Below are 17,520 nucleotides of genomic sequence, written 5' to 3'. Positions count from 1 at the left end.
ATGGGCAACGAGCATCATCTTCCTGCCGATACAGGGGCCCTACCCTTGTGTTCGCCCGAGCATCTGCCAAACTATTGAGCAAATGCTTATCGACTAAAACTATAGTTTAACCTGCATAAGGTTACTCCGCCCTCATCCGTCGTCCGCGTCCTCAATAGAACTTCGGTGCGAATTGCGGGATGGCGTCGATCCCGTATCCGTAGCGAACGGAGAGGACATACCAGACGACATGGATCACGGCCGCGAGGATCGTCGTCAGTCCGAAGATGCGCAATGCCCGAAACCGGGCTGGGGCGCTTTCCACGCTTCCCGGCACCACATCGCTCTCCTCCGCCTGGGTGCGCAGACCGATCGGCAGAACGATGAAGAGCGTCATCCACCAGATGATGAAGTAGATGGCGAAGACGGAAAAGATCGGCATGGCAACATCCCGGTTGAGGAGCTGACCGCTCTTATACGCCGGGCCGGGCCGGGCCGGAAGCCGGACGCACATGAAAAGGCCTCCGGCGCGACAGCGACGGAGGCCTTTTCTCTTTGCTGAAAAAAGCGTGACGTCAGGACATGCGGTTGATGAAGACGGTGACGACCGGCTTCTTGCCCCAGACATCGTTGGCCGTGCCGCGAATGGCGCGACGCACGGCTTCCTGAACCATGGCGAGATCCTTGCGACGTGCGCGCGGAATGCTCTCGACCGCGCCGAGAACCGCGTCGTAGAGCGTGTCGTTCATGTCCTCGCCCTCGTCGTCAAACTCGGGCAGCCCGATCGGCACGACGATCGGGTCGGAGGCGAAATCGTAGCGCGCATCGAGCACGACATTCACAGAGACGTGGCCGGCAAAAGACAGCTTGCGGCGATCGCCGATACCCATCTCCTGGAAGTCGCCGATCAGCCCACCATCCTTGAAGATGCGGCCGTGCGGGGCTTCGCCGATGACCTGCGCCATGCCGGGCGCGAGCCGCAGGATATCGCCGTTACGGACACGCGGCACATTCGGGATGCCGGACTGGAGTGCCAGCTCCATCTGCCCGACGAGGTGTGCAGCTTCGCCATGGACCGGCACCAGCAGCTTCGGGCGGATCCACTGGTACATCTGCTTCAGCTCGTTGCGGCGGGGGTGGCCCGACACGTGCACGAGTGCATCGCTATCCGTGACGATCAGGATGCCCTGTTCGATCAGGCCGTTCTTGATCTCGTTGATGGCCTTCTCGTTGCCGGGAATGGCGCGCGAGGAGAACACGACGGTGTCGCCGGCGGTGAAGGCCACATTGCGCATCTCGTCGCGGGCGATCTTGGCCAGCGCGGCGCGGGGCTCGCCCTGGCTGCCGGTGAGGATGACCACGACCCGGTCGCGCGGGATGAAGCCGAATTCGTCTTCGCTGATGAACGGCGGAATGCCTTCCATCAGCCCGACGTCGCGGGCGACCTGCACCACGCGCTTCATGGACGAGCCCATAAGCAGAACTTCGCGCCCGGCGCCTGCTGCGGCCTTGGCAATCGAACGGATGCGACCGACATTCGACGAGAAGGTCGTGATGGCAACGCGGCCCTCCGCAGCGCGGATGACCTTTTCAAGGCTTACGGACACTTCCTCCTCGGAGGGCGAGACGCCATCGCGCAGCGCATTGGTCGAATCGCACATCAGGGCCAGCACGCCCTCGTCGCCGACGGCGGTGAACCGGTCGCCATCCGTCAAAGGTCCGAGCGAAGGCGCGTGGTCGATCTTCCAGTCACCCGTGTGGACCAGATTGCCGAGCGGGGTGCGGATGACGAGCGCCATCGGCTCGGGGATCGAGTGATTGACGCCGACGGCCTCGACCTCGAACGGGCCGATCTGCACGCGGTCGCCCTGCTTGAAGATGGTGATCGGCACCTCGTTGCGGCTGCGCTCGTACTGGCGCTTGGCCTCCAGCATGCCTGCCGTGAAGGGCGAGGCATAGACGGGAACGTTCAGGCCCGGCCAGAGGTCGGACAGCGCGCCGTAGTGATCCTCATGCGCATGCGTGATCACGATGCCCTTGAGGCTCTTGAGCTTGTCGGCAAGGAAGCGGATGTCGGGGAGGACGAGGTCCACACCCGGAAGGTCCGGCCCCGGGAAGGTCACGCCGCAATCGACCATGATCCACTCGCGGTTGGCCGCAGGGCCGTAACCATAGAGTGCGAGGTTCATGCCGATTTCGCCTACGCCGCCGAGCGGCAGGAAAACCAGTTCGTTTTTCTCAGTCATCAGAGAATTATGCCTTGTTTCATCCGAAAAAGACATCGCCGGCGGCTATGTGCCGGCGCATGCCATTTTCATCCGTGAGAATTAATTGGCCGGAGCCGTCGATGTCGTCAAAACGTCCATGGATGGACCGATCCGGAAGGTTGACCGTGATGGGGCGACCGATGCCCACGGCATGCTGCCGCCAGCGCGCGATGATGTCGCCGATCCCGAGACCGCCATTCCAGATGCCGAGCGTTTCGGCCATGGTCATGAAAAGATGTGCGAAGAGTTCCTCCGGTGACGCGGAAGACCCTTCGCTGCGCAGATGGGTCAGCGGATAAAGACCGTGGTCCGGCGCGCTGACGACGTTGATGCCGCAGCCGATTACCAGAGCATATCGCCCATCCGTGAGACGCTCGCCTTCGAGCAGAATGCCGCAGGTCTTCTGCCCGCCGATCAGGATGTCGTTCGGCCACTTGATCTCCGCAGCCCGTGCGCCCGCGGGCAGGACGGCCTGCATGGCGTCGCGAACCGCAAGGGCGACCGCAAGCGGCAGCGACTGGATCATCTCCAGCGGCGCGGGGTCGATCAGGAGCAGCGAGGAATAGAGATTGCCGGGTTCCGAACTCCAGGCACGACCACGCCGGCCGCGACCATCGGTCTGCCGGCCGGCTGTGATCCAGAGGTTCCCCGGATCGCCCGCACGCGCACGCGCAAGGCACTCGGTGTTGGTGGAGCCCACCTCGTCCAGGGCGACGTGGCGGAAGTCGTCAACGGACATGCGGGTGAGCCGGCTCTGGCCGCTCAAAAGAATGTCCGGGCAGCGGCCTCGGCCGCCGCACCGATGGGGCCGCCGACGATGACGTAGCCGACGATGAAGAGCCCGGAGAGGCCGTAGACCAGCTTCAGCGAACCGGACGGGCGGGCGAACTCGCCAGCCGGCTCATCGAACCACATCAGCTTGATGACGCGCAGGTAGTAGTAGGCACCGACGACGGAGGCGAGAACGCCGATGACAGCAAGCGCATAGAGCTTGGCCTCGATCGCCGCCATGAACACGAAATATTTGGCAAAGAAACCGGCCAGCGGTGGGATGCCGGCGAGCGAGAACATCAGGATCGTGAGAACGACCGCCATGAAGGGGTTCGTCTGCGACAGGCCAGCGAGATCGTCCACCTGCTCGACGTGATGGCCTTCCTTGCGGCGCATCGCGAGGATGCAGGCGAAGGTGCCAAGCGTCATGACCATGTAGATCAGCATATAAAGAACGACGCCGCGCACGCCGGCCATGGAACCGGCGGAAAGGCCGACCAGCGCATAGCCCATGTGACCAATGGAGGAATAAGCCATCAGGCGCTTCAGGTTCTTCTGGCCGATGGCGGCAAACGAGCCGAGCACCATGGAGGCGATCGAGATGAAGACGATGATCTGCTGCCAGTCGAGCTGGATCGGCTCGAAGGCGGTGATGACAACGCGGACCAGCATGGCGATGGCGGCGATCTTCGGGGCGCCGGCAAAGAAGGCGGTAACCGGGGTCGGCGCACCTTCATAAACGTCCGGCGTCCACATGTGGAACGGCACGGCCGAGATCTTGAAGGCGACACCGGCGAGGACGAAGACCAGACCGAAGACCAGCCCGAGCGAGCGACCGTCGGCGGTGAGTGCCGCTGCGATTTCCACGAAGCCGGTATGGCCAGTGAAGCCGTAGACCAGCGACATGCCGTAGAGCAGCATGCCGGAGGAGAGCGCGCCGAGGACGAAGTATTTCAGGCCGGCTTCGGTCGAACGCAGATCGTCCCGGTTCATGGCGGCGACGACATAGGCTGCGAGCGACTGCAGTTCCAGCGCCATGTAGAGAGACATCATGTCGTTGGCCGAGATCATCAACAGCATGCCGAGGGTCGCGAGAACCACGAGGACAGGATATTCGAACCGGTCAAGACCGAAGATCTTCGCCTGCCCTGCCGACAGGAAGAGCGCGACGATGGATGCAAACAGCGTCAGCATCTTCATGAAGCGGGCGAAGGGGTCGGCGACGAAGGCCCCGTTATACGCGACGCCGTCGCCGGTGTTCGCCAGCAGAACGCCCGCAACCACCAAGAGCGCAATCGCCAGCCAGGTGACGAGACCGGAGGACCGTTCGCCCGTGAAGACACCGATCATCAGGAGCGCGAGCGCACCGATGGCGAGCGTCACTTCGGGAAGCGACAGATGGAGACTAGCGACCAGAATATCAGCGTTCATGTTTCTCTCGCCCCGTCGTCAGTTTGCCGAGAGCGCAAGGGACTGCGCTGCCTGAACGGCGGTCGTGTAATTATTGATCAGCACATCGACGGAAGCCGCCGTGGCATCGAAGACCGGCGCCGGATAGACGCCGAAGAAGATGGTGAGCACCGCGAGCGGGTAGAGGATCACCTTTTCGCGCGGCGACAGGTCGAGCAGAGCCTTCAGCTTCTCCTTCTCCAGCGCACCGAACATCACGCGGCGATAGAGCCACAGCGCGTAGCAGGCCGAGAGGATGACGCCCGTCGTGGCGAAGAAGGCGACCCAGGTGTTCGCCTGGAAGGCGCCGAGCAGGGTCGTTATTTCCCCGACGAAGCCGGAGGTGCCGGGAAGTCCGACATTCGCCATGGTGAAAATCATGAAGATCACGGCGTATTTCGGCATGTTGTTGACAAGGCCACCATAGGCCGAGATCTCGCGGGTGTGCAGCCGATCATAGACCACGCCGACGCAGAGGAAGAGCGCCGAGGACACGATGCCGTGCGACAACATCTGGAAGATGGCCCCCTGCACGCCCTGCACGTTGGCGGCGAAGATGCCCATGGTCACGTAGCCCATATGGGCGACGGAGGAGTAGGCGATCAGCTTCTTGATGTCCTGCTGCATCATCGCGACCAGCGAGGTGTAGATGATGGCGACGACGGACAGCGTGAAGACAAGCGGCGCGAACTGCTCGGATGCAAGCGGGAACATGCCGAGCGAGATGCGGACCATGCCATAGCCGCCGAGCTTCAGCATGACGCCGGCAAGGATGACAGAACCGGCCGTCGGTGCCTGAACGTGCGCATCCGGCAGCCAGGTGTGGACGGGCCACATTGGCATCTTCACGGCGAAGGCCGCAAAGCAGGCGAGCCAGAGCCAGGTCTGCATGCTTGCGGGGAAGCCGGCCTTCAGGAGTTCAACCATATCGGTCGTGCCTGTCTGCCAGTACATCGCCATGATGGCGAGCATCATCAGGACCGAGCCGAACAGCGTGTAGAGGAAGAACTTGTAGCTGGCGTAGACGCGCTCCTTGCCACCCCAGACGCCGATGATGACGAACATCGGGATCAGGGTCGCTTCGAAGAACACGTAGAAGAGCACGATATCGAGCGAGACGAACACGCCCGTCATGACGACCTGCAGCAGCAGGAAGGCGATCATGTAGGACTTGATGCGCTTTTCGATCGAGTGCCAGCTCGCCAGCACGCAGAAAGGCATCAGGAACGTCGTGAGGATGACGAACAGCATCGAAATGCCATCGACGCCCAGATGATAGGAGATACCGGTGCCAAGCCAAGCATGACGCTCGACCATCTGGAAACCCGGGTTCGCATTGTCGAACCCGGCCCAGATGAACAGTGACAGCAGGAAGGTGACGACCGTCGTTGCGAGCGAGATGTTGAGCACGTTGCGGCGACCGGCGGCGCTGTCGTCGCGCATCAGAAGCAGGAGCACAACGCCGACCAGCGGCAGGAAGGTGACCGCCGAGAGAATGGGCCAATCGGTCATCAGAAGGAGCTCCCGAGCATCATCCAGGTAACGAGTGCGGCGACGCCGATCAGCATCACGAACGCATAGTGATAGAGGTAACCGGTCTGCAGGCGCACGACGCCGCGCGTGACGTCCATGACCCGGGCGGCGACGCCGTTCGGACCGAAGCCGTCGATGACGCGACCGTCACCCTCCTTCCACAGGAAGGTGCCAAGGCGTTTGGCGGGACGCACGAACAGGAAGTCGTAAAGCTCGTCGAAGTACCATTTGTTCAAAAGGAACTGGTAGAGGCCGCGATGCTGGCGGGCCAGCGCCTTCGGCGTTTCCGGCGACTTGATGTAGAAGTACCAGGCCGTGACAAAGCCGAGCACCATGGCGATGAACGGGCTGAGCGCAACCAGAGCCGGAACATGGTGGAATTCTTCCAGCAGTTCGTTTTCGGCCGAGGTGAACAGCGCACCCTGCCAGAACTCCGCATATTCGTGGCCGTAGAAGTAGCCTTCACCGAGGAAGCCGGCGACGATGGCGCCGAAACCGAGGATGAAGAGCGGAACGAGCATGACCATCGGGGATTCGTGCACGTGATGCATGACCTCATGGCTCGCGCGCGGCTTGCCGAAGAAGGTCAGGAACATCAGGCGCCACGAGTAGAAGCTCGTGAACAGAGCGGCGATGACCAGAAGCGTGAAGGCGAAGCCCGAGAGCGGCGAGTGCGAAGCGTACGTTGCCTCGATGATCACGTCCTTGGAGAAGAAGCCGGCAAAGCCGACCGGCGTGAAGGGAATGCCGACGCCGGTGATGGCGAGCGTTCCGATCAGCATCATTGCGAAGGTGATCTTGATGTGCGGACGCAGACCGCCCATGTGGCGCATGTCCTGCTCACCATCGACGGCATGGATGACCGAGCCGGCGCAGAGGAACAGAAGCGCCTTGAAGAAGGCGTGCGTGAAGAGGTGGAACACGGCGGCACCATAGGCGCCGACGCCCAGCGCCACGAACATATAGCCGAGCTGAGAACAGGTCGAATAGGCGATGACGCGCTTGATGTCGTTCTGCACGAGACCGACGGTGGCTGCGAAGAAGGCGGTGATAGCGCCGATCAGAGTCACAACGGTCAGGGCCGTCGGCGACAGCTCGAACACCGGCGACATGCGGGCGACGAGGAAGACGCCCGCGGTGACCATGGTCGCGGCATGAATGAGCGCCGAGACCGGAGTCGGGCCTTCCATCGCGTCCGGCAGCCAGGTGTGCAGGAGGAACTGCGCCGATTTACCCATGGCGCCCATGAAGAGCAGCAATGCGACGCCGGTGACGGCGTCGGCGCGATCGAGATGCATGCCGAACAGCGTGATGACCGTGTCCGTGGCGTTGGCCGCACCTTCGGCCGGCAGGTAGGTCGCAGCCGTCGCGAAGATCGTTTCGAACGAGATCGAGCCGAAGAGGACGAAGACACCGAAGATGCCGAGCGCGAAGCCGAAGTCGCCGACGCGGTTGACGATGAATGCCTTCATGGCCGCAGCACTCGCCGAAGGCTTCTTGTACCAGAAGCCGATGAGCAGGTAGGACGCGAGACCCACGCCTTCCCAGCCGAAGAACATCTGCAGCAGGTTGTCGGAGGTCACCAGCATCAGCATGGCGAAGGTGAAGAGCGAGAGATAGGCGAAGAACCGCGGGCGATGCGGATCGTGGTGCATGTAGCCGATGGAGTACAGGTGCACCAGGAACGACACGGTGTTGACGACCACGAACATGACGGCCGTCAGCGTATCGACGCGGAAGGCCCATTCGGTGTCGAAACTGCCGGTCTGGATCCAGCGCATGACGAAGACCTTGATCATCTCCGTCTCGCCGAGACCGACGTGGAAGAAGACGACCCAGGACAGGACGGCAACGACGGCCATGAGACCGGTGGTCACGTATTCCGAAGCCTTCGCGCCGATCTTCGAGCCGAACAGGCCCGCGATCAGGAAGCCGATGAGCGGCAGGAAGACGACCGCTTTGATGATGGTATCCATGGCCGATCAGCCCTTCATCATGTTGACGTCTTCGACCGCGATAGAGCCGCGGTTACGATAGAAGACGACGAGAATTGCAAGACCGATGGCGGCTTCCGCCGCGGCAACTGTCAGAATGAACAGCGCGAACACCTGGCCGGTGATGTCGTTGAGGAACGACGAGAAGGCGACCATGTTGATGTTCACCGCGAGCAGGATGAGCTCCACCGACATCAGGATGACGATGATGTTCTTGCGGTTGAGGAAGATGCCGAAGACGCCCAGCGTGAACAGGATGGCGCTGACGGTCAGATAGTGGGAAATACCGATTTCCATGATGTCTTGTCCTTGACCTTCAGTACCGGCTCAGAGCCCCTGCCCCGGCTTGACCTTCACCACCTCGACGGCGGTGGCGGGAACGCGGGCGACCTGCTGGGAAATGTTCTGGCGCTTGATGTTGGGGCGATGGCGCAGCGTGAGCACGATCGCGCCGATCATGGCGACGAACAGCACGAGGCCGGCAATCTGGAAGTAGTAGATGTAGTGGGTGTAGATGACGTCGCCGAGGGCGGCGGTGTTGGTGCGGTCGGTCACGGCCGGGATCGGCATCGACACGGTCTTGGCGATCTCCGGTGAGAAGGTGCTGCCAGCAACGACGATGATCAGCTCGGCCGCGAGGATCAAGCCGACAAGTGCACCCACCGGTGCGTAGTCGAGCACGCCCGAGCGCAGTTGGTTAAAGTCGATATCGAGCATCATCACGACGAAGAGGAAGAGAACCGCGACGGCGCCGATATAGACGACCAGCAGGATCATCGCGAGGAACTCGGCCCCCGTCAGCAGGAACAGGCCCGCCGAGTTGAAGAAGCACAGGATGAGGAACAGGACCGAATAGACCGGGTTCCTGGCCGAAATCACCATGAACGCCGATGCGACGGCGATGAAGGCGAAGAGATAGAAGAATAGAGTCTGCAGACCCATGACCGGTGCCTTTTTCGTCTTCCCCGGAGCGATCTGCCTTCGCGCAAACCGTTCCTGGCCGACCGGAGAGGTCCGGTCGACACCCAAATTTCCAGTGTATCGCCGCCCGGGCGGGCGGCGCTGCGCCGAGATGGCGCCGTCGTCTTAACGGTACGGCGAGTCGATGCCGATGTTGCGGGCGATTTCGCGCTCCCAACGGTCGCCGTTCGAAAGAAGGCGATCCTTGTCGTAGTACAGCTCTTCGCGCGTCTCGGTGGCGAATTCGAAATTCGGCCCTTCAACGATCGCGTCGACCGGGCAGGCTTCCTGGCAGAAGCCGCAATAGATGCACTTCACCATGTCGATGTCGTAGCGCACCGTGCGGCGGGTGCCGTCATTGCGGCGCGGGCCGGCTTCGATGGTGATAGCCTGGGCGGGACAGATCGCCTCGCACAGCTTGCAGGCGATGCAGCGCTCTTCGCCGTTCGGATAGCGACGCAACGCATGCTCCCCGCGGAAACGCGGGCTGATCGGACCTTTTTCGAACGGATAGTTCAGCGTCGCCTTCGGCGCGAAGAAATACCGCATTGACAGGAAGAACGCGCCGACGAACTCCTTGAGGAACAGCGATCTGACGGCTTGCGAAATAGCGGCCATCATTTACCTCCGAATGAGCTGGCCTGGGAGACGCCAGCGACTGTCGCGAAGCTGCGGACGGGCATCAGGCCCATCCACCGAGCTTCAGCGTGATTGCAACGATAAAGACCATGACGAGCGACAGGGGAAGGAACACCTTCCAGCCGAGACGCATCAACTGGTCGTAGCGGTAGCGCGGCACGAACGCCTTGACCATCGCGAACATGAAGAACACTAGCGAGGCCTTCAGCACGAACCAGATGATGCCGGGAACCCAGTTGAGGAACCAGACGTCCACCGGAGGCAGCCAGCCACCGAGGAAGAGGATCGTGGTGAGCGCGCACATCAGGCAGATGGCAGCGTACTCGCCGAGCATGAACATCATGTAGGGGGTGGAGCCGTATTCGACCATGAAGCCGGCGACGAGTTCGGACTCCGCTTCCACCAGATCGAAGGGCGGCCGGTTCGTCTCGGCCAGCGCCGAAATGAAGAACACGATGAACATCGGGAACAGCGGCAGCCAGTACCAGTCGAGGAAGGAGCCCGGCAGGCCCATCATCGTGCCCAGACCGTCGCGCTGCGAATTGACGATGTCCGTCAGGTTCAGCGAGCCGACGCAAAGCAGCACGGTGACGATGACGAAACCGATCGAGACTTCGTAGGACACCATCTGCGCTGCAGACCGAAGAGCCGACAGGAAAGGGTACTTGGAGTTCGACGCCCAGCCGCCCATGATGACGCCGTAGACTTCGAGCGACGAGATGGCGAGAACGTAGAGGATGCCGACATTGATGTTCGCCATCACCCAGTTGTCGTTCAAGGGAACGACGGCCCAAGCGGCGAGCGCCAGCGTCACCGATACCAGCGGCGCCAGCAGGAAGAGGACCTTGTTGGCACCAGCGGGAATCACCGGCTCCTTGACGACGAACTTCAAAAGATCGGCGAAGGACTGGAAAAGACCGAAGGGACCCACCACGTTGGGTCCACGGCGCAGCTGCACCGCTGCCCAGATCTTGCGGTCGGCCAACAGGATATAGGCGATGAAGATCAGGAGAGCGACCAGCAGCAGAAGCGACTGGCCGATCATGATGGCCGCCGGCCAGACGTAGGTCGAAAGAAAACCGTCCATGGTGCCTTATTCTCCCGCGCTCATTCCGCTGCCGCTTTGAAATTATTGCGAGCCAGCGCCGAACATTCGGCCATGACCGCGGAAGCGCGCGCTATCGGGTTCGTCAAATAGAAGTCTTTCACCGGAGACGCAAACGCGGATTTGGTCATCTCACCGGCTTTTTGTGCAAGTGCGGCAATTTCGCCGTCAACGGGCTCGGCGATCGTATCGACCTCGCCGAAATGCGGGAATTCCGCGACCAGTTTTCGACGCAGCTCGGTGAGCGAATCGAAGGGTAGCTTCTTGCCCAGCACGTCGGACAGAGCCCGCAGGATCGCCCAGTCTTCACGTGCCTCGCCCGGTGCGAAGCCGGCGCGATTGCCCATCTGGACGCGGCCTTCGGTGTTGACCCAGATGCCGGATTTCTCGGTATAGGTCGCACCGGGAAGGATGACGTCCGCGCCATGGGCACCGTTGTCGCCATGCGAGCCGATATAGACCGTGAAGCCGCTCTTGCGGGCGTCGAGATCGATCTCGTCGGCGCCGAGAAGGAAGAGCACGTCCGTGCCCGTCACCATCTCCTGCGCCTTCTTGCCGTTCGCGCCCGGTACGAAGCCGAGATCGAGACCGCCGACGCGGGCTGCCGCCGTGTGAAGCACAGCAAAGCCGTTCCAGCCTTCGGAGATCGCGCCGATCGCACCGGCAAACTTTGCAGCAGATGCCAGAACCGACGCGCCGCTGTCACCGATCAGTGCGCCCTGCCCGATGATGATCATCGGACGCTCGGCCTTCGTCAGCACCTCATAGAAGCTACCGCGGCCGGCGAGCAATTCGCTCAGCGTATCCGTACCGGCGCCAAGGTAATCATAGGTGTAGCGCAGTTCGGCGGCTTCACCGATGACGCCGATCGGGAACTTGCTCATCCGGAAGCGCTTGCGGATCCGAGCGTTCAACACCGATGCTTCGAAGCGAGGGTTGGCGCCGATGATCAGGAGGGCGTCAGCGTTTTCAATGCCCTGGATGGTGGGATTGAAGAGATAGCTTGAACGGCCGAGGGACGGATCGAGCGCTGCACCGTCCTGGCGGCAGTCGATACTCGTGGAGCCGAGCGCCGTCATCAGTCCCTTCAGGGCGTACATTTCCTCGACGGATGCAAGGTCGCCGGCAATCGCGCCGATGCGGTCGCCGCTGGTCTTGGCCACGGCGCCCTTGATGGCGGCGAAGGCTTCGCCCCAGCTTGCGGGCTGCAGACGACCGTCCTTCTTCACATAGGGACGATCCAGACGCTGCGTCTTCAGGCCATCCCAGATGAAGCGGGTCTTGTCGGAGATCCACTCTTCGTTGATCTCTTCATTGATGCGGGGCATGACACGCATGACTTCGCGGCCGCGCGTATCGACGCGGATGGCAGAGCCCACCGCGTCCATGACGTCGATCGATTCGGTCTTGCCGAGTTCCCACGGACGCGCGTTGAACGCATAGGGCTTCGAGGTCAGTGCGCCGACCGGGCAGAGATCGACCACGTTGCCCTGAAGCTCCGATGTCATCGCCTGCTCGAGATAGGTCGTGATCTCAGCATCTTCGCCACGGCCGATAAGGCCGAGTTCGGCGATACCGGCGACTTCGGTGGTGAAGCGGACGCAGCGCGTGCAGTGAATGCAGCGGTTCATGACCGTCTTCACCAGCGGGCCGATATACTTGTCTTCGACGGCGCGCTTGTTCTCGTTGTACCGCGTCGAGTCGACGCCGAAGGCCATCGCCTGGTCCTGCAGGTCGCACTCGCCGCCCTGGTCGCAGATCGGGCAGTCCAGTGGATGGTTGATCAGCAGGAATTCCATCACGCCTTCGCGGGCCTTCTTGACCATCGGCGTGGTCGTGAAGACTTCCGGCGTCTCGCCGTTTGGCCCCGGGCGCAGGTCGCGCACGCCCATGGCGCAGGAGGCCGCCGGCTTCGGCGGGCCACCCTTCACTTCGATCAGACACATGCGACAATTGCCGGCAACCGACAGCCGCTCGTGGAAACAGAAGCGCGGAACCTCGGCGCCGGCTTCCTCGCATGCCTGAAGCAGCGTGAAATGATCCGGGACTTCGATCTCTTTTCCGTCGACTTTCAGCTTTGCCATCTTCGCACTCAATCCTGTCCTCTTCCGCCGGTCTTCAAGCGACGGATCGATCGTCAAAGGGCCTTAGCGGCCCAATCTGTCCCGAGGCCATTGGCCTCGATCATCCCTGCGGGCCACGGCCCCGTAAGCTTTGGCAGCCTTAGCCGAAGCATATCGGTTCGGCGTCGGCTCTCAGCTCTTTGCGAGCACCTTGGCCTGTTCGACCCAGCGATCCTTCACGATGCGACCGCTGGCGCTGAGCTCCCGGTCGAACCGGGCAATATCGTTCTCGTCCCAAGCCGCAATTTCGCTGAACTGCGTGACCTCGAGGCTTTTCAGGACCTGCTCCAGCTTCGGGCCGATGCCGGAAATCTTCTTCAGGTCGTCTGCAGCCTTGCCGCGGCGGGCGCGCGCAGGCTTTGCAGCCGGGCTTGCCCCCTTCGCGGCCCGCGGCGAAGTCTTGGCAACGGCGGCAGAGGCTCGTGCGACCGCGGCAGCCGTTGCTTCCGCAGCGACGGCCACGAGATCGGCGATCGGCTTTTCTGCAGCTTCGGCATCCGCCTTCGGCGCACCGACCTTGGCCGCTTCATCGGCGCTGGCAGGTTCCGTCGCCTCGGTTGCAGCAGATGCTGCCCCCTGCCCTGCCTGACGCTCTGCTTCGGCCGTAGCGGCCGCCTTCTGTGCCGCCTCCATGAACCCCTGCATCGCACCGAGCATGAAACCGGCGAAGTGGCTTGCCATTCCGAAGCCGATCGCCGCTGCCGCCGCGACCGAAGCCGTGGGATGCTGCATCAGCGGCGGCAAGGGCGGCCCGCCCTCTTTCGTCCAGCCGGTAAAACCCGCGGGATCGCCCTTTGACGACGACGAAGAGCCCTGCGCGTCTGCGGGACCGGCCTGCTCATCGTCATACGGCGACGTTGTCATTCTGTTACTCCGCGGCTTGCAGAACAGCGCCATGCGAGGAGGCGTTGCGGGTGTATTCATCGATCCGCGCTTCCATCTCGGGACGGAAGTTGCGGATCAGGCCCTGGATCGGCCAGGCGGCGGCGTCGCCGAGCGCGCAGATCGTATGACCTTCGACCTGTTTCGTCACGTCGAACAGCATGTCGATCTCGCGCTTCTGCGCGCGGCCCTGAACCATGCGCTCCATGACGCGCATCATCCAGCCCGTGCCTTCACGGCATGGCGTGCACTGGCCGCAGCTTTCATGCTTGTAGAAGGCTGCCAGACGCCAGATGGCCTTGATGATGTCGGTGGAGCGATCCATCACGATGATGGCCGCGGTACCGAATGACGACTTGACGTCACGCATGCCGTCGAAATCCATCGGTGCATCGATGATATGTTCGGCTTTCACCACCGGACAGGACGAACCACCGGGAATAACCGCCAGAAGATTGTCCCAGCCGCCGCGAACGCCGCCGCAATGGCGCTCGATCATCTCGCGGAACGGCGTTCCCATCGCGTCTTCGAAGGTGCACGGCTTGTTGACATGGCCGGAGACCATGAACAGCTTCGTGCCGACATTGTTCGGACGGCCAATAGACGAGAACCAGCCGGCGCCGCGACGAAGGATCGTCGGTGCGACCGCGATCGACTCGACGTTGTTGACCGTCGTGGGGCAACCGTAGAGGCCCATGTTGGCCGGGAATGGCGGCTTCAGGCGCGGCTGGCCCTTCTTGCCTTCCAGGCTTTCGAGCAACGCGGTTTCCTCGCCGCAGATATAGGCGCCGGCGCCATGGTGGACGAAGATCTCCATGTCCCAGCCGAGCTTGTTGTTGGCGCCGAGAAGACCCGCATCGTAGCACTCGTCGATCGCGGCCTGCAGCGCTTCGCGTTCGCGCATATATTCGCCGCGCACATAGATGTAGGCGGCATGCGCGCCCATGGCGAAGCTGGCGATGACGCAGCCTTCGATCAGCGTGTGCGGATCGTGACGCATGATGTCACGGTCCTTGCAGGTGCCGGGCTCCGATTCGTCGGCGTTGACGACGAGGTAGTGCGGGCGTCCGTCGCTTTCCTTCGGCATGAAGGACCATTTGAGGCCTGTCGGGAAGCCAGCGCCGCCGCGGCCGCGCAGACCGGAGGCCTTCATCTCGTTGATGATCCAGTCGCGACCTTTTTCCAGGATCTGCTTGGTGCCGTCCCAGTGGCCGCGCGACATCGCGCCCTTCAGCGACTTGTCGTGAAGGCCGTAGAGATTGGTGAAGATGCGATCTTTATCGTCAAGCATGGCTCAGTCCGCCGATTCTTCGAGAATGTGGATCCGCCGTCAAAGCGGGTCAGTCCTTGCGTCCATTCGTCGGGCTGCCGTCGTCCGCCTCTTGGCACCGGTCGTCGGCGGCTGCCGATCCTTCCGGTGTACAAGGCTTCGCAGCCCGTGGCCAGAGCCACCGTGCGCCGAACCCGGCGCGACGGTGCCCCGCCGTTATATCATTTTGCCTCAGGCGCTGGTTTGCCGGCACCTGCCGTGAGGTCGGTCTTTTCGCCGCCCTCGGGCGTGTCCACGGATGCAGCATCCTTGGTCTCGCCGCCTTCCTTCTTGGCATTGGCGGCCGACTCGCTCTTCGCGGTGGCCGGCGTCTTCATCGTCGGGTTTGTTTCGGCATCCGTGCTCTTCGGGCGGCCGGCTTCCGACGGGGGAACCGAGGCTCCCTCCTGCGGCGCCGCCGGTGCCGGGGGCTCCGTGACCTGATTGCGCTGCGGCGTCGGCTCTTCGGTCAGCGTCGTCAGGCCGTCGATCGGTGCGGAGAAGATGCGGTCGATCTGCGGGCCCGGAACGATCTCTGCACCGCGTCCGGCCTCGAAAGTATCGATGATCTCTTCCAGGCGCTCGACCGTCAGGTCTTCATAGCTGTCCTTGAAAATCATCACCATCGGCGCATTGACGCAGGCGCCCTGACACTCGACCTCTTCCCACGACAGCGTGCCGCTCTCGTTCTGGGTCAGCGGCTGGCCATGAATCTTACGCTTGCAAAGCGCGATCAGCTCTTCCGAGCCGCGCAGCATGCAGGGCGTCGTGCCGCACACCTGGATATGCGCCCGGGTGCCGATCGGCTTCAGCTGGAACTGGGTGTAGAAGGTCGCGACTTCGAGAACGCGGATGTAGGGCATGTCGAGCATGTCGGCGATGCTCTCGATTGCGGCCTTGGTCACCCAGCCGTCCTGCTCCTGCGCCCGCATCAGAAGCGGGATGACAGCGGACTGCTGGCGGCCTTCCGGATACTTCCGGATGGTGGTCTGCGCCCACGCAGCATTCGAATCGCTGAATGCGAACTGCTGCGGCTGGACGGCTACATCGGCTAGTCGACGAACGGACATTGTTACCGCACCCTATTTCAGTTTCTCGATCCGGCGAACATGCTGTTGAACAGCGGCTCGGGTCCGGAGGAATTTTGTTCGCGGCGATCGGCCGCAGCGGAAGATTGCCCGTTCGTGGCCGACTGGGCCAGAAGACGGTCGAGCGTCTGGATGACGAAGCGGCGGGCGGCGACGGAGCGGTCCAGCATCAGCGATCGACCTCCCCGAACACGATATCCAGCGAGCCGAGAATGGCCGAAACGTCGGCAAGCTGGTGGCCACGACAGATATAGTCCATCGCCTGCAGGTGCGCGTAACCGGGAGCCCGGATCTTGCAGCGATACGGCTTGTTGGTGCCGTCCGACACGAGATAGACGCCGAACTCGCCCTTCGGCGCTTCGACCGAAGCGTAAACTTCGCCGGCCGGCACGTGATAGCCTTCGGTATAGAGCTTGAAGTGGTGGATCAGCGCTTCCATCGACCGCTTCATCTCGCCGCGCTTCGGCGGAACGACCTTGCCGTCGAGTGAGGAGACCGGGCCGACCTTCGCGTCGCCGAGCAGGCGATCCACGCACTGGCGCATGATCTTGGCCGACTCGCGCATCTCGATCATGCGGATGAGGTAGCGATCGTAACAGTCGCCGTTCTTGCCGATCGGAATGTCGAAATCCATGTCGGCATAGCACTCGTAGGGCTGCGACTTGCGCAGGTCCCAGGCAGCGCCCGAACCACGGACCATGACGCCCGAGAAACCCCAGGCCCAGCAGTCCTCAAGGCTGACGACGCCGATATCGACGTTGCGCTGCTTGAAGATGCGGTTTCCGGTCAGAAGCTCATCGATATCGTCGACGGTCTTCAGGAACGGATCGATCCACTTGCCGATATCCTCGACCAGCTCGTGCGGCAGGTCCTGATGCACGCCGCCCGGACGGATGTAGGCTGCATGCATGCGCGAGCCGGAGGCGCGCTCGTAGAACACCATCAGCTTTTCGCGCTCTTCGAAGCCCCAGAGCGGCGGCGTCAACGCGCCGACGTCCATGGCCTGCGTGGTCACGTTGAGGAGATGCGACAGGATGCGGCCGATTTCCGAATAGAGCACGCGGATCAGCTGCCCGCGGATTGGCACCTCTGTGCCGGTCAGCTTCTCCACGGCGAGCGAGAACCCGTGCTCCTGGTTCATCGGAGCAACGTAGTCGAGACGGTCGAAATACGGCAGAGCCTGAAGATAGGTCTTCGCCTCGATCAGCTTCTCGGTGCCACGGTGCAGCAGACCGATATGCGGATCGACCCGCTCAACGATTTCCCCGTCAAGCTCCAGCACTAAGCGCAAAACGCCATGCGCCGCCGGGTGCTGCGGCCCGAAGTTGATGTTGAAGTTGCGGATGTTGTGTTCGTTCATGTGCGTGCTCCGAAGCGGAAGCGAATAGCGAATAGCGAATAGTTTTCGAGGCGCGCGGGCT

General features: G+C 62.3%; 16 protein-coding genes. All 16 read right to left on the bottom strand.

The genetic code is table 11. The annotated features are described in order from the left end of the window. Positions 1-151 precede the first annotated feature (151 nt). The 16 genes from G8E10_RS05255 to G8E10_RS05180 all read right to left on the bottom strand — a co-directional run bounded on the left by G8E10_RS05255 (position 152) and on the right by G8E10_RS05180 (position 17,459). Positions 152-421, bottom strand: a complete 270-nt coding sequence (locus G8E10_RS05255) for a DUF1467 family protein (RefSeq protein WP_110726325.1) — start codon at positions 419-421, stop codon at positions 152-154. A gap of 133 nt (positions 422-554) precedes the next feature. Then, positions 555-2,225, bottom strand: coding sequence for a ribonuclease J (locus tag G8E10_RS05250; protein WP_110732532.1), 1,671 nt, complete (start codon positions 2,223-2,225; stop codon positions 555-557). A 19-nt stretch (positions 2,226-2,244) separates the two neighbouring features. After that, positions 2,245-3,012 (bottom strand): biotin--[acetyl-CoA-carboxylase] ligase, encoded by a 768-nt coding sequence (locus tag G8E10_RS05245; protein ID WP_425530817.1) that lies wholly within the window; start codon positions 3,010-3,012, stop codon positions 2,245-2,247. Then, a complete protein-coding gene (gene nuoN, locus G8E10_RS05240; RefSeq protein ID WP_110732534.1) occupies positions 3,009-4,448 on the bottom strand; it encodes an NADH-quinone oxidoreductase subunit NuoN in 1,440 nt (479 codons plus the stop codon). Before nuoN ends, G8E10_RS05245 begins: the two co-directional genes overlap by 4 nt. 18 nt (positions 4,449-4,466) lie before the next feature. Further along, positions 4,467-5,978 (bottom strand): NADH-quinone oxidoreductase subunit M, encoded by a 1,512-nt coding sequence (locus G8E10_RS05235; RefSeq protein ID WP_110732535.1) that lies wholly within the window; start codon positions 5,976-5,978, stop codon positions 4,467-4,469. Continuing rightward, on the bottom strand, positions 5,978-7,975 hold the full coding sequence (nuoL, locus tag G8E10_RS05230; protein WP_167127609.1) for an NADH-quinone oxidoreductase subunit L: 1,998 nt from the start codon (positions 7,973-7,975) through the stop codon (positions 5,978-5,980). Before nuoL ends, G8E10_RS05235 begins: the two co-directional genes overlap by 1 nt. A gap of 6 nt (positions 7,976-7,981) precedes the next feature. Then, positions 7,982-8,290: an NADH-quinone oxidoreductase subunit NuoK gene (gene nuoK / locus G8E10_RS05225; protein ID WP_062468393.1), complete on the bottom strand. Its 309-nt coding sequence runs from the start codon at positions 8,288-8,290 to the stop codon at positions 7,982-7,984. Positions 8,291-8,320: 30 nt separating this feature from the next. Further along, positions 8,321-8,935: an NADH-quinone oxidoreductase subunit J gene (locus tag G8E10_RS05220; RefSeq protein WP_110726330.1), complete on the bottom strand. Its 615-nt coding sequence runs from the start codon at positions 8,933-8,935 to the stop codon at positions 8,321-8,323. Between the two features lie 144 nt (positions 8,936-9,079). After that, positions 9,080-9,571 carry an NADH-quinone oxidoreductase subunit NuoI gene (nuoI, locus tag G8E10_RS05215; protein WP_110726331.1) on the bottom strand — a complete coding sequence of 164 codons (492 nt, stop codon included), beginning with the start codon at positions 9,569-9,571 and terminating at the stop codon, positions 9,080-9,082. A 64-nt stretch (positions 9,572-9,635) separates the two neighbouring features. Continuing rightward, positions 9,636-10,679 (bottom strand): NADH-quinone oxidoreductase subunit NuoH, encoded by a 1,044-nt coding sequence (nuoH, locus tag G8E10_RS05210; RefSeq protein WP_062596636.1) that lies wholly within the window; start codon positions 10,677-10,679, stop codon positions 9,636-9,638. A 20-nt stretch (positions 10,680-10,699) separates the two neighbouring features. Beyond that, the gene (gene nuoG / locus G8E10_RS05205; protein WP_167127606.1) at positions 10,700-12,781 is read right to left on the bottom strand and encodes an NADH-quinone oxidoreductase subunit NuoG; all 2,082 of its coding nucleotides are present in this window, start codon (positions 12,779-12,781) and stop codon (positions 10,700-10,702) included. 171 nt (positions 12,782-12,952) lie between these two features. Beyond that, on the bottom strand, positions 12,953-13,684 hold the full coding sequence (locus G8E10_RS05200) for a hypothetical protein (RefSeq protein WP_167127603.1): 732 nt from the start codon (positions 13,682-13,684) through the stop codon (positions 12,953-12,955). Positions 13,685-13,688: 4 nt separating this feature from the next. Then, complete coding sequence (gene nuoF, locus G8E10_RS05195; protein WP_092987890.1) at positions 13,689-14,993, bottom strand: NADH-quinone oxidoreductase subunit NuoF; 1,305 nt, start codon at positions 14,991-14,993, stop codon at positions 13,689-13,691. A gap of 200 nt (positions 14,994-15,193) precedes the next feature. Next, entirely contained in the window at positions 15,194-16,081 is an 888-nt protein-coding gene (nuoE, locus tag G8E10_RS05190) for an NADH-quinone oxidoreductase subunit NuoE (protein WP_110732539.1), read from the bottom strand. A gap of 17 nt (positions 16,082-16,098) precedes the next feature. After that, a complete protein-coding gene (locus tag G8E10_RS05185; RefSeq protein WP_165906706.1) occupies positions 16,099-16,269 on the bottom strand; it encodes a hypothetical protein in 171 nt (56 codons plus the stop codon). After that, entirely contained in the window at positions 16,269-17,459 is a 1,191-nt protein-coding gene (locus G8E10_RS05180; protein ID WP_110799550.1) for an NADH-quinone oxidoreductase subunit D, read from the bottom strand. The genes G8E10_RS05185 and G8E10_RS05180 overlap by 1 nt, the downstream gene beginning before the upstream one ends. Between the last annotated feature and the right edge of the window lie 61 nt (positions 17,460-17,520).

Source organism: Ferranicluibacter rubi (genome assembly GCF_011603255.1).
GTDB lineage: Bacteria > Pseudomonadota > Alphaproteobacteria > Rhizobiales > Rhizobiaceae > Ferranicluibacter > Ferranicluibacter rubi.
Note: the sequence above shows the minus strand (reverse complement) of the source record. Positions and strands in the feature narration are given on the sequence as shown.

Excerpts from the sequence above, each read along its gene's own strand:
- G8E10_RS05255 (WP_110726325.1), bottom strand. The coding sequence starts at position 421 with ATGCCGATCTTTTCCGTCTTCGCCATCTACTTCATCATCTGGTGGATG.
- G8E10_RS05250 (WP_110732532.1), bottom strand. The coding sequence starts at position 2,225 with ATGACTGAGAAAAACGAACTGGTTTTCCTGCCGCTCGGCGGCGTAGGC.
- nuoN (WP_110732534.1), bottom strand. The coding sequence starts at position 4,448 with ATGAACGCTGATATTCTGGTCGCTAGTCTCCATCTGTCGCTTCCCGAA.
- G8E10_RS05235 (WP_110732535.1), bottom strand. The coding sequence starts at position 5,978 with ATGACCGATTGGCCCATTCTCTCGGCGGTCACCTTCCTGCCGCTGGTC.
- nuoL (WP_167127609.1), bottom strand. The coding sequence starts at position 7,975 with ATGGATACCATCATCAAAGCGGTCGTCTTCCTGCCGCTCATCGGCTTC.
- nuoK (WP_062468393.1), bottom strand. The coding sequence starts at position 8,290 with ATGGAAATCGGTATTTCCCACTATCTGACCGTCAGCGCCATCCTGTTC.
- G8E10_RS05220 (WP_110726330.1), bottom strand. The coding sequence starts at position 8,935 with ATGGGTCTGCAGACTCTATTCTTCTATCTCTTCGCCTTCATCGCCGTC.
- nuoI (WP_110726331.1), bottom strand. The coding sequence starts at position 9,571 with ATGGCCGCTATTTCGCAAGCCGTCAGATCGCTGTTCCTCAAGGAGTTC.
- nuoH (WP_062596636.1), bottom strand. The coding sequence starts at position 10,679 with ATGGACGGTTTTCTTTCGACCTACGTCTGGCCGGCGGCCATCATGATC.
- nuoG (WP_167127606.1), bottom strand. The coding sequence starts at position 12,781 with ATGGCAAAGCTGAAAGTCGACGGAAAAGAGATCGAAGTCCCGGATCAT.
- G8E10_RS05200 (WP_167127603.1), bottom strand. The coding sequence starts at position 13,684 with ATGACAACGTCGCCGTATGACGATGAGCAGGCCGGTCCCGCAGACGCG.
- nuoF (WP_092987890.1), bottom strand. The coding sequence starts at position 14,993 with ATGCTTGACGATAAAGATCGCATCTTCACCAATCTCTACGGCCTTCAC.
- nuoE (WP_110732539.1), bottom strand. The coding sequence starts at position 16,081 with ATGTCCGTTCGTCGACTAGCCGATGTAGCCGTCCAGCCGCAGCAGTTC.
- G8E10_RS05185 (WP_165906706.1), bottom strand. The coding sequence starts at position 16,269 with ATGCTGGACCGCTCCGTCGCCGCCCGCCGCTTCGTCATCCAGACGCTC.
- G8E10_RS05180 (WP_110799550.1), bottom strand. The coding sequence starts at position 17,459 with ATGAACGAACACAACATCCGCAACTTCAACATCAACTTCGGGCCGCAG.